The organism is Agromyces albus (assembly GCF_004134825.1).
Classification (GTDB): domain Bacteria; phylum Actinomycetota; class Actinomycetes; order Actinomycetales; family Microbacteriaceae; genus Agromyces; species Agromyces albus.
Genome location: NZ_SDPN01000033.1, coordinates 35,278 through 47,297, shown reverse-complemented (window position 1 = coordinate 47,297; position 12,020 = coordinate 35,278). Strand labels below are relative to the sequence as shown.

The following is a 12,020-nucleotide window of genomic DNA, read 5'->3' as shown; positions in this document are numbered from 1 at the left end:
GGCCGGTGGCATGGCGGCACGATCCGGGGCGTCTGGGGCAGGTGCGAGTGCAGCAGCCGGGGCCGCTGGGACAGGTGTCGCGGCCGGTGCGGCCGTCGCGGGTGCCGCAGCGCAGGCCGGCCCCCGCGCCGGCAACGCGGTCGGGAGCATCAGCGACACACACGTCGACGCCGCTGGCGACAGCGGGGCATCCGCTCCCTCGACCGCGCCACCACCGGTTCTCGGATCCACGCGGCATCCGACCCCTTCGCCGTGGCCGGATGCCGCGTCGGGAGCGGTTGCTCGCGCACGAAAGGATGTTTGACCATGGACACCGACACAACGCGGCCCGGATACACGCTCGCCCCGGTTCAGTTCTCGAGGCTCACCCGACGAGGGGTCCTGCTCGGTCTCTCGCTCCCCCAGCTCGTCGCGCTCTCGATCGGTGTGCTCACCATCGTCAGCGCGCTCTACACAACGGGCGCGTCCGGGATCGCGTGGACGTCCCCGATCTGGGGCACGGCCGCACTCGTCGCGGCCATCCCGATCGGCGGACGCAAGATCGTCGAATGGGTGCCGATCACCGGCCGCTGGCTGTTGCGCACCGCCCTCGGACAGCTCACCTATCGGCGCCGCATCATCCGCCCGCGCCCCGCCGGCACCCTCGCCCTGCCCGGCGACGCCGCGCCGCTGCGAGAATGGCACGACCCGGAGTCCGGTGCGGTGATGATTCACGACCCGCACGCCCAGACCCTCACCGCGATCGTTGCGGTCTCGCACCCCGCGTTCGCGCTTCTCGACCCCGGCGAACAACACCGGCGCGTCACTGGCTGGGGTCGAGTACTCGCGGGCGCCTGCCGCTCCGGGCGCATCGCGCGCCTTCAGGTCACCGAACGCACTCTCCCCGACTCCGGCAGCGGGCTCGCGGAATGGTGGGAACGGCACGGCATCCACGACGACAGCTGGGCCGCGTCGACCTACCGCGAGCTCATCGAGCGCGCAGGGCCGGCCGGCGAGCGGCACGCGACTACCATCAGCCTCGCCCTCGATCTGCGGGCCGCCGCTCGCCAGATCCGCACATCGGGCGGCGGCATGCGCGGTGCCGCAACCGTGCTCCGCCAGGAGATGACAGCGCTCACCGGAGCGCTCCGGGCTGCCGACCTCGTCGTCGACGGATGGCTCACCGCGGACCAACTCGCGAGCGTCCTCCGCACCGCATACGACCCCGATGTCGGCGTCGAACTCGAACGGCATCGCGTGATCGGGCGCGACCTCGCAACCGCTGGGCCGGTCGCCGTCGCCGAGTCGTGGGACCGGCTTCGCTCCGACAGCGCATTCCATGCCGTGCTTTGGATCAGCGAATGGCCCAGATCGCAAGTGTTCCCCGGCTTCCTCTCACCGGTGGTCTTCACGAATGGGGTGCTCCGGACAGTGTCGCTGTACTACCTGCCGGTTCGGGCCGATCAGGCCGCGCGCGACATACGCAAGAAGAAGACCGAGCTCATCAGCGACGCCCACCAACGCCGCCGCATCGGGCAGATCGAGGACGCCACCGCCACCGCCGAGTACGACGACGTGCTGCAGCAGGAAGCCGATCTGACGGCCGGCCATGGAGTGCTGCGGACGACCGGGCTCGTGTGCGTTACCGCGCCGACCATCGACGACTTGGATGCCGCAGTCGCGGCGATCGAGCAAGCGGCTATTCAGGCGTCGTGCGAGGTCAGGCGACTCGTCGGACAGCAGGCGCAGGCGTTCACTGCGGCGGCACTGCCGCTCTGTCGGAGCGTGTAGTCGGCGAGAACGTCCGACCGTTATATGGCCGCAGACCCGAGATTGCGTGTCGCGCGGCCCAGGCCTACCATCGAACATAGTTTCGAATCTCTGAGGAGGCCCCATGCTCAGAACCCACGGTGAGCCCGTCACCGTTTGGCTGGACGGCACTGACCTTCCGGCGCGACTCGTCCATCACGGTACGCGCTACCGAGTCATCGACCAGCCGACCTCGCTCCCGCGAAATCCCGAATGGCCCAGCGGTATCTCTCACCCACCGGCAGACGTGATCCTGGCACCTGGGTGGCGGGTCACCGGACGGACCGACGCCGGCACGGTTCTTGTCTTCGACTTGCGCCACGCGCCGAACGGCTGGACCGTCGAAGCGACCTACGCCTGACGTGGGCGGCAACCGCAGGTACCCCGACGCTGCTGACCAACGCGCCGACGAGATCCGCCTCGAGCAGGAAAAGCTCGGGAATCCGGTCAGCCTGACGACTGCAGAAGTTCGACACACCGGCGCCCGCGCCGAGGCCCCCGAACCGGTGCCCGTTATCGCATCCGTCCGGTATCGGGTCGTCTACGAGGAACCACGAAGGGTGGAAGGCGAGGCTGTGGCCTGGACCCGTGGCGCCGTGCTCGTGAAGTACCCAGACCCGATGACGCGGCAGGATCGGCTCGTCTGGGTATACGCCAATGCCGTGACGCGACGGACCTAGTTCTGGTGGTCCTCCGAGCTTGGTTCTGCCTCTCCGACATCTCCCGGGCGGGACGGATACCTGGCAGCGTCCCGTATTCGTGACCGTAGATATTCGACCTCACGCGCTAATGCGGCGCGTCCGAGGGTTCGGTCTGCGTTGTGTCGGTGCGTGCGACAGTGCGGAGGAAGGCGGTGATCTGTGCTTCGAGGTTCGCTTGGGTGATCTGATGGGGGTTGATGGCGCAGCCGACGGTAAGTCCGTCGACGTAGATGGAGAGCATGTTTGCCAGCGTTTCGGCGGAAAGCGCAGTACGGATGGCGCCGGAGTCGATGGCGAAGCCGACGGCGTCGAGGACTCTGGCCTCGTAGGCGGCGTGGTCCGATGCCAATGATGCGGCGAGGTCTGGTCGATCGGCCAGGCGGCCGAGCAGGCCGAGGAAGATGCGGTAGTCGAGCGAGCTCGCTTCGTCGATCGGGAGCGCGCGCACGAGGAGCGCGACGAGCCGGCCCACCGGGTCTCCGTCGCGGTTCCGAACCATGGCGTGCTCTCGCTGTAGGGCAAGCCGATATGCGTAGAGCAGCAGTTCGTCTCGGTCAGAGAAGTAGTGAGCGATGACCCCGCGAGTCCAGCCGGCTTGGGCCGCGACGCTCCGTACGGATACGCCCTCGATGCCGTCGCGTGCGAGGACTTCGAGCAGTGCTGTGCCGAGCTCCTTTCGTCTCTCCTCATAGTCCACGATCTTGGGCACCCGGGGTCACAGTTCCTCTCGTCGCGCGTCGATCGACGCATTTGCTCGTGTGTCGCCGATGTAAATCGCTCGTTACAACTCTTGTCTAGCGCCTCCTAACCATGCTTTAGTATGACACTGTCATATTTCAAGGAGGAAGATGATGGTTGCAAACGAGTCGTTCACTGTCGATGAGCTGGTGCAGACGCCCTGGCTTCCGTGGGAACGGGTGGCACCCGAGACTAACGTCGTGCGCTCCGCGCGCGGGGTAGAGGTGCTCGGCTATGACGTGAGCTCGGCGCTTCTGCGGAACACTGACTTCAGCACTGGCCTTCTCGAGCTCTTCGATCACTCGGGCGTGGACGACGCGACCTTCCGCGATCTCGTGGAGAGCAGCGTGAACTACGCCGAGGGGGCCGCCCATACGCGATTGCGCGCAGCGATCGGCTCGTTCTTCACCCCCGCGCGGGTGGCCGCGATGCGTGCCGACGTGCGAGCTGACATCGAGGCGGCGCTGGACGATATCGGCGACGCGGCAGAGGTCGAGCTGGTCGGTCAACTGATTCGCGACGTGCCGGCGGGGGTGTTTGCTCGTCTGCTGGGCGTGGACCCCATCGCGCACGGCGATTTCATCAGCCGGATCTCGGAGGAGTCCGTTCGGGTGTTCGAGATGGACCCGACGCTCGGTGAGCATGTCACTCTTGCGTGGACCGAGCTGACGAACTGGGTCGACGATCTGATCGCCATTCACACGCCCGGCACTCCGGACAGCAACGTGATCGACCATCTGCTGGCTCAACAGGCCGCGGGAAACGTCACCGCGAACGACATCCGCTCGGCTCTTGTCACGCTGTTGGCTGCGAGTACTGACACGACGCAGATCCTTGCTGCGCTGATGTTCTGGTCGTTCGCGGCGAATCCCGACCAGTGGCAGCGGCTGCGGGAACACCCCGAGCTGGCGTCGTCTGCGGTGACCGAATCCGCTCGGTACCGTCCGGGGGACGCATGGATTTTCAGGGTCGCGACCGTTGACACCCACATCGACAATGTCCCGGTGCACGCCGGCGACCACGTTTTCGCCCTGATCGGCGCGGCGCACCGGGACCAGCGTGTCTTCACCAGCCCTGACCAGTTCGACATCGGCCGTTCGGAGCGGATGCCGCTGAACTGGGGGGTCGGCCGTCACTTCTGCATGGGCCGCATGTTCGCCGTCATGGAACTGGAGGAACTGCTCCTCGCAACCTCCCAGCGTTGGGAACGCATCGAACACCAAGACCCGGCGGCGGCCGCCGCCGCCCCCTACCTGTCTGTGCAGCAGCAGTTGCCGCTGCGAGTGCACCGCGCCGCGGCATCCGTGCCCGCCTGAAAGACCCGAAGGAACACCTCATGCCTACACTCAACCCCGACACGCACGCCTGCATCGGCGCCGGCATCTGCACCAACACCGCGCCCAGCGTGTTCGAGCTGAACGACAACGGGCTGGTGCGCCTTCGAACCGTCGACGTGGATCCCGCCGACGTGGAAGCCGTGGACGCCGCGATCGCGATCTGCCCGGCACAAGCGCTGGCCTGGGCGCAAGGCTAGCCATGAACGGGACAGTCATCGTCGGAGCAGGAGCCGCAGGCCTCAGCTGCGCCAAGCATCTTCGGCAGCTGGACGAAGCACGCACGATCACGGTGCTGGACAAGGATCCGGACGTTCCCTACGAGCGGCCCCCGCTGTCCAAAGCGCTGAGTGGTGCCGGGCCAGTTAGCGGCGGCGCGGACGAGCTAATCAAGGCCGGCATCGACGTGGTCCTCGGTGCCGCGCTCAGTCTGAACACCGCCGCCCGGGTGCTGCACACCAGTGGTGGTGACATCGCATACGACGAGCTGGTGCTCGCTCCGGGATCACGTCCGCACCGCCCCGAATGGGTTTCCGACGAGGTCCACGCACTGCACTCGTTGGACGACAGCCGTCGCCTGCGGCAGGCCGTGAGCGCAGCTGGCTCGGCTGTCGTCATCGGCGGCGGTTTCGTCGGCGCAGAATTGGCCGCGTCACTGGTGAGCGCTAAAGTGCCGACCACGTTTGTGTTCCGCGAAGACGCCCTGTTTCGAAACCGTCTGGGAGAGGCCGCGTCGGACTTCCTCACGCGCCTGCACGCCGAGGCCGGCGTGAAACTCATCCACGGCGCGACGGTCGCCGACGTGCAGCCCCGCCAGCCCGCCCTTGTTCACCTCACGGACGGAACGACGTTGTACGCCGATCTCGTCGTGGCGGGAATCGGCTCTCACCCCGACACGGGGTGGCTTGGCGACACCGAGCTCCTCGCCGACGACGACACTATCCGCACCGACGCTTGCCTGAGCACGTCCGCTCCCGGTGTGAACGCTGCCGGTGACAGCGTCAGCTGGATCGGATTCGACGGATCCTTGATGCGATCCGCACACTGGACCACGGCCCGGTCCCACGGACGTCATATCGCGTTCGACCTCGTCGCGGGCACGCACACCCCGTTCCTGGAGCCGCCGTACTTCTGGTCGATGCAGCACGGCAGCTTGCTGCAAGGCATTGGGCACGTCGACCCGCAGGTGTCCGACATCGACGTCGTTCCCGGCACCGGGCCGAAGCCCGGCCTGCTCGCCCGCTACCTCATCGGCGGCGAACTCGTCGGCGCCGTCGCCATCAATCACCCGCAAGGCTTCATGGCCGCCCGGGCCCACGTGGAACAGCGCGCTGCGTCCACTCCTGTCCGCTAACAATCACCACCGAACCAGATTGTCGAGCCCGTCATGACTCAAGAAGACTCACCCGCTCCCGTCGTCACGCTCAAGTCCGGGGTGCTGACCGCTGGCGGGATCGCCCTCATCGTGGTCGCTGCCGCCGCCCCGCTCAGCCTCATCGCCGGATACGGGCCCATCGGGTTCCTCGTCGGTGGCATCGGCGCCCCGGCCGGATTCCTGGTCGCGGGGGTCGTGCTCGCCATGTTCGTCGTCGGCATCCTCGCGATGACTCGCTTCGTCGCCAAACCCGGCACGTTTTACGCCTACATCGGCGAAGGCCTCGGCCCGGCCGCCGGAACCGCCGCGGCTTCGCTGGCGATCACTGCCTACCTCACCATCAATATCGGCGGGATGGGGATCGTCAGCGCCACCACACAGAACCTCATCCTGGTCGCCACCGGCGTCGATATTCCCTGGTGGGTGCTCGGCCTGATCATCACCGCGCTGATCTGGTACGTCTGCCGTCGTGGCATCGACGTGGGCGTGAAAGTGCTGGTGCTGCTCCTGGTGGCGGAGGTGGGCATTCTGGTCGTGATCGCCATCGCCGTCCTGGCTCGCACCGCCCCGGCATATCTCAGCTTCGCGTCATTCGAGCCCGCCAACGTGTTCACTCCCGGGATGGCCGCCGCAGCACTGGTGTGGTTCGGCGCGTACTTCGGCATCGAATCGACCACCATCTACCGGGCGGAAGCGAAGAACCCGACCCGGACCATCCCGCGGGCCACGATCATCTCGCTGGTGTTCCTCGCTGTGTTCTACTGCTTCGTTGCGTGGGCTATCGCCCAGGCGTTCACCGTCCCAGACCTGGCCGCAGCGATCGGCGAGAACCCGACCGCGCTGATCTACATCATCGGTGACTACTACCTCGGCCCGTGGGCCGGCCTGACCGCACAAGCCCTGCTCGTGACCAGCTCAATTGCCTCCGGGATCGCGTACTTCAACGCCGTCAGCCGCTACGGACACTCCATGGGCTCCGACGGCATCCTTCCAAAGCCGGCGATGCGCGTGCACCCGAAGTTCCGCTCCCCGTCTTTCGGCAACGTGCAGGGCATCATCACGGCCGCGTTCGTGCTGTTCTTCGGGGTGCTCGGACTGGACCCGTACCTGCAGCTGACCGTCTGGCTCTCCAGCCCGGGAGCACTCGGACTCATCTCACTGATGGCACTGGCATCCATCGCCGCTGCTGTGTTCTTCGCCCGTCCCCGCGCGGGTATCACCACGGCACGACGCGTCCTGTTCAGCGTCCTCGCGGCAGTCGCGGCGGTGCTCCTGGCCGCGGTGGTGACAATGATGATCCTGAACATCGAGTTACTCACCGGGACCGGAGGCATCCTGAACACCGTCGTCGTGCTCACGCCCGCTGTCGTGTTTCTCGCCGCGTTCATCGGCAGCGCGGTCCGGCGCCGGACGCGCGGATCCACCGCCCCTGACACCATAGCTCGGCAGGTCGAGCCCGTGGAAGGAGCCTGAGCCGCATGGCCGCGTCGCGCGTCGATATCGTCTTCACCGGCTCCTACTGGACGGCAGGTCTTCCTGTACCGGTGACCGGCGCGGTCGCAGTCACCGGGGACGTCATCACTGCTGTCGAACACGCACCCGCCGCCATCGAGGAGCTCACCACTTCTGCCCGCGACGTGATCGATAGTGGCGACGGCCTTCTTCTACCTGGCTTCCAGGATGCACACGTGCACCCGGTCATGGCGGGCGTCCACATGCAGGAGTGCACACTGCATGCCCTAGACACCGCGGAGCAGTTCGTCGACGAAATCGCCCGGTACGCTCGCACGCACCCCGACCGGGAGTGGGTGACAGGGGCGGGATGGACCTTCGCTGCCTTCCCCGACGGCGGCCCCCGCAAAGAGCTACTGGATGCCATCTGCGGCGACCACCCCGCTGCGCTGGTCGTACGGGATGAGCATGCCGCATGGGTCAACACCGCAGCCCTTGACCGCGCCGGCATCACCTCCGCCACCCCCGATCCGGTCGGGGGACGCATCGAGCGCGACCCGTCCGGGGCCCCCAGCGGAGTACTGCACGAAGCCGCGATGGCACTCCTCGACGGCGTGAAACCCACACCGTCGCCTGCTGATCTCGATACCGCGCTGATCGCCGCACAGCGCACACTGCTCGCCCACGGCGTCACGGCCTGGCAGGACGCACTGGTCGGGAACTTCGGCGACATCGCCGACGTCTACGACGCGTACCAGCGCGCCGCGGCCGAGGGCCATCTCACAGCTCGGGTGAACGGTGCCCTGTTCTACGAACCCGCGCTCGGTGTCGATCAGATCGCCGGGATGGCCGCGCGAAGAGACGCGGCAACCGGGAAGTTCACCGCTCACACGGTGAAAATCATGCAAGACGGCATCCCAGAGAACCACACGGCCGCCATGCACGCGCCGTACCTGGACGTGACCGGACTCCCCACCGAAATCACCGGCGGTTCCCTCATCTCACCGGACCTTCTCAACGAGGTCGTTCACGCGCTGCAGTCGGCCGGCTTCGACATGCACTTCCACACCATGGGCGACCGCGCCCTCACCGAGGTGCTCGACGCGCTCGAGAAGACGTCGCGGCCGGATCAGTTCCGCCACCAGATCGCGCACCTCCAGTCCGTGCGCCCAGCTGACATTGCCCGGTTCGCGCCGCTGAACGTCACCGCGAACATCCAAGCGCTCTGGGCCGCGCACGGACAGCAGATGGACCACCTGTGCATCCCGCTGATCGGCGCGGAACGCGCGGATCAGCAATTCCCGTTCGCCGACCTCGTGCGGGCGCACGCGCGCCTCGCCGCCGGCAGCGACTGGCCCGTCAGCGACCCCTCACCGATCAACGCCATCCACGTCGCGGTCAACCGCGTCGCGCCCGGATCCGGGCCTGACGCGCCGGTATTCATCGAACGACAGAAGCTGTCGCTCGCCCAAGCGCTGACCGCTTACACCGCTGGTGGGGCGTACGTGAACCGGCTGGACCGCACCGGCACGATCGCCCCCGGAATGCTCGCCGACCTCACTATCCTTGACCGCGACCCGTTCGCCACGGCACCGCTCGATCTCCACACGATTGCCCCCGTGAGTACCTTCGTTGGCGGGAAGCGAGTGTGGGCCGCAGACGAACACCCATCCGCGGCATGACTAGACCATCCACCGGAGCTGCAATTGTCGCGGCGGCAGAGCAACTGTTCATAAACGCGGTCATGCAGCGCCCCTCGAGTAGCAAGCTACTGAACCACGAAGGAGAACGCCATGAGCTGGCGGATGCCAAGCGAAACCCACCCGCACGATCGCACGTGGATCGCGTTTCCGCGCGAGGGTCTGACGCTGGGCGAGACCGCCGCCGAACGCGAAGAGGGGTACGTGACCTGGACGGCGGTCGCCGCCGCCGTAGCCCGGTTCGAGCCGGTAACCATGGTTGTGGACCCCAGCGAGGTCGAGCGCGCCCGACGCTCGCTCCCGGGCGATGTAACCCTGTTAGAGGCCCCCGTCGACGAGTTCTGGATGCGCGATCACGGACCGACGTTCGTCGTCGATGACGCGCGTCCGGGCGTGCTCGGCGCAGTCGACTGGATCTTTAACGGCTGGGGGGCTCCTGACTGGGCCCGGTGGCAGGACTCGGCGGCGCATGCCCGCCTCATCGCGGAGCATGTTGGTGCCGAACTGGTGTCGTCGGTGCTGGTGAACGAGGGCGGCGGCATTCACGTCGATGGCGAGGGCACCGTCCTACTCACCGAGTCTGTGCAACTCGACCCGCGGCGCAACCCATTCGCCGACCGGACCCGCGTTGAGGCGGAGATGTCACGCACCCTGGGCGCGACGCGCGCGGTGTGGTTGAGCCGCGGCCTGACTCGAGACTACGACGACATGGGTACAAACGGACACGTCGACATCGTCGCGGCGATCCCTTCACCCGGCCGAGTCCTGCTCCACGACCAACGCGACGCCTCGCACCCCGACCACGCCGTCACAGCGCAGCTGCGCGCAGAGCTGGCGGCACAAACAGATGCCGCCGGGCGCACGTTCGAGATCATCGACCTTCCCGCGCCGGCGACGCTCACCGACGCCCACGGCCCGGTCGACTGGAGCTACGTCAACCACCTCGTCGTCAACGGCGGCGTCATCGCGTGCGGCTTCGGCGAGGCGCGGGCGGACGCTACGGCGCGTCGAATCCTCGCTGAGGCGTACCCGGAACGTGAGGTCGTGACCGTCGACGCCCGACCGCTGTTCTCTCGCGGCGGCGGCATCCACTGCATCACGCAGCAGCAGCCGACGGTGGTCCCGTGATCGACGTCACCGAAGCGACGATCGCCGACCTGCGTTCAGCGCTGGAAGCCGGCACGACGACGGCCGTGGAACTCGTCGACACCTACCTCGCACGCATCGCCGCATACGACGCACCCGACACTCCGACCGCTCTGAACGCGGTGATCGTGCACAATCCGGCCGCGCGCGATGAAGCCGCCGCGTCCGACGGGCGGCGCATGCGAGGAGAGACACTGGGGCCGCTCGACGGCATCCCGTACACCGCGAAGGACAGCTACCTCGTGCGCGGTCTCACCGCCGCCGCCGGGTCTCCCGCGTTCGCGGACCTCGTCGCCCAGCGGGACGCGTTCACGATCGAGCGGCTGCGGGATGCCGGAGCGATCTGTCTAGGCCTGACGAACATGCCCCCGATGGCCAACGGCGGCATGCAGCGCGGCCTATACGGACGCGCCGAGAGTCCGTACAACGCCGACTATCTGACCGCCCCGTTTGCATCGGGCTCCTCGAACGGCTCGGGCACCGCCACGACCGCGAGCTTCGCCGCGTTCGGGCTCGCCGAGGAGACGTGGTCGAGCGGCCGCGGACCGGCGTCGAACAACGCGCTCTGCGCGTACACGCCCTCGCGCGGGGTCATCTCGGTCCGCGGCAACTGGCCACTTGTGCCGACCATGGACGTCGTCGTGCCGCACACCCGCACCATGGCGGACCTGCTCGAGGTGCTCGACGTCATCGTCGCCGACGACCCTGACAGCCGCGGCGACTTCTGGCGAGTGCAGCCCTGGGTGGTGATACCGGCAGCATCCGCTGTGCGACCGGCGTCGTACCCGGCGCTTGCACGCGGGGCGTCCCTCGACGGCACCCGCATCGGCATTCCTCGGATGTACATCGGTGCCGATCCGGATGCCGGGACCGGGACCGGCATCGGCGGCCCCACCGGGGAGCGCATCGAGACGCGCGCATCGATCCTCGAGCTGTGGCGCACGGCTCGCGCTGACCTCGAGGCCGCCGGCGCGACCGTCGTAGAGATCGACTTTCCGGTGATCACGAACTATGAGGGAGACCGCGCGGGTGCGCCGACCATCGCGACGCGCGGGTACGTCTCACTGGCATACCTGCGGCGTGAGATCGTCGACCTCTCCGCATGGGCATGGGAGGACTTCCTCGCCGCCAACGGTGATCCCGCCCTCGCCTCGCTCGCCGCAGTCGACGGCGAGCGAATCTTCCCCGCCCCGTCTGGCGCGCTACCCGACCGCTACACCGGCTTCGACGACGACATCGCCGAATACCCCGACTGGGTCCGGCGGCATCGAGATGCCACGCTCGACGACATGCCTGAACTCGCCGAGGGTCTGCAGGGTCTCGAACGCACGCGACGTGTCGACCTCGAGGAGTGGATGGACGCACTCTGCCTCGCTGCGGTCGTCTTCCCCGCAGTGGCCGACGTCGGCCCGGCCGACATGGACGTGAACCCGGACTCGGCGTCCCTCGGCTGGCGCAACGGCACGTGGATCGCTAACGGCAACCTCGCGATCCGCCACCTCGGCATCCCGACCGTGACCGTGCCACTGGGAACGATGGCCGACACTCGGATGCCGGTGGGCCTCACCATCGCCGGCCGCTCCTACGATGACGCCGCGCTCCTGCGGCTCGCCTGCGCGTTCGAAGCTCTGCGCCCCCGTCGCATAGCGCCGCCGCGCACCCTACCCACCGACCATCCCGAAGGAGTGCGGCGTCACCGCCGAAGCAGCGCGGTCGCCCCAGCCCCTAGACCAGGTCGACGGCACCCGGCGCGTGATTGAGATTGCGGCGACCACGGGTCGACGAC

At 67.6% G+C, this 12,020-nt stretch carries 10 protein-coding genes and 1 pseudogene; 9 read left to right on the top strand and 2 right to left on the bottom strand.

The window, feature by feature from the left end:
* Positions 1-306 precede the first annotated feature (306 nt).
* Both ESP51_RS15160 and ESP51_RS15155 read left to right on the top strand, forming a co-directional pair.
* Positions 307-1,770 carry an SCO6880 family protein gene (locus tag ESP51_RS15160; protein ID WP_129521735.1) on the top strand — a complete coding sequence of 488 codons (1,464 nt, stop codon included), beginning with the start codon at positions 307-309 and terminating at the stop codon, positions 1,768-1,770.
* Positions 1,771-1,873: 103 nt separating this feature from the next.
* The gene (locus ESP51_RS15155; RefSeq protein WP_129521734.1) at positions 1,874-2,149 is read left to right on the top strand and encodes a hypothetical protein; all 276 of its coding nucleotides are present in this window, start codon (positions 1,874-1,876) and stop codon (positions 2,147-2,149) included.
* Between the two features lie 425 nt (positions 2,150-2,574).
* Here the strand turns inward: ESP51_RS15155 and ESP51_RS21105 are convergent, their stop codons facing one another.
* Positions 2,575-2,961, bottom strand: coding sequence for a TetR family transcriptional regulator C-terminal domain-containing protein (locus ESP51_RS21105; protein ID WP_241843191.1), 387 nt, complete (start codon positions 2,959-2,961; stop codon positions 2,575-2,577).
* 72 nt (positions 2,962-3,033) lie between these two features.
* Positions 3,034-3,186: pseudogene (locus tag ESP51_RS21270) on the bottom strand (TetR family transcriptional regulator); the annotation flags it as partial.
* A gap of 154 nt (positions 3,187-3,340) precedes the next feature.
* On the opposite strand from ESP51_RS21270, the gene ESP51_RS15145 reads away from it, so the two are divergent.
* The 7 genes from ESP51_RS15145 (at position 3,341) to ESP51_RS15115 (ending at position 11,994) form a co-directional block, all read left to right on the top strand.
* Entirely contained in the window at positions 3,341-4,543 is a 1,203-nt protein-coding gene (locus ESP51_RS15145) for a cytochrome P450 (RefSeq protein WP_164990544.1), read from the top strand.
* 20 nt (positions 4,544-4,563) lie between these two features.
* The gene (locus tag ESP51_RS15140) at positions 4,564-4,761 is read left to right on the top strand and encodes a ferredoxin (protein ID WP_129521731.1); all 198 of its coding nucleotides are present in this window, start codon (positions 4,564-4,566) and stop codon (positions 4,759-4,761) included.
* A gap of 2 nt (positions 4,762-4,763) precedes the next feature.
* On the top strand, positions 4,764-5,915 hold the full coding sequence (locus ESP51_RS15135) for an NAD(P)/FAD-dependent oxidoreductase (RefSeq protein WP_129521730.1): 1,152 nt from the start codon (positions 4,764-4,766) through the stop codon (positions 5,913-5,915).
* Between the two features lie 81 nt (positions 5,916-5,996).
* A complete protein-coding gene (locus ESP51_RS15130) occupies positions 5,997-7,409 on the top strand; it encodes an APC family permease (protein ID WP_164990543.1) in 1,413 nt (470 codons plus the stop codon).
* A gap of 5 nt (positions 7,410-7,414) precedes the next feature.
* Positions 7,415-9,070, top strand: coding sequence for an amidohydrolase (locus ESP51_RS15125; RefSeq protein ID WP_129521728.1), 1,656 nt, complete (start codon positions 7,415-7,417; stop codon positions 9,068-9,070).
* A 111-nt stretch (positions 9,071-9,181) separates the two neighbouring features.
* On the top strand, positions 9,182-10,216 hold the full coding sequence (locus ESP51_RS15120) for an agmatine deiminase family protein (protein WP_129521727.1): 1,035 nt from the start codon (positions 9,182-9,184) through the stop codon (positions 10,214-10,216).
* The gene (locus tag ESP51_RS15115) at positions 10,213-11,994 is read left to right on the top strand and encodes an amidase (protein ID WP_129521726.1); all 1,782 of its coding nucleotides are present in this window, start codon (positions 10,213-10,215) and stop codon (positions 11,992-11,994) included. The genes ESP51_RS15120 and ESP51_RS15115 overlap by 4 nt, the downstream gene beginning before the upstream one ends.
* Positions 11,995-12,020: the final 26 nt, after the last annotated feature.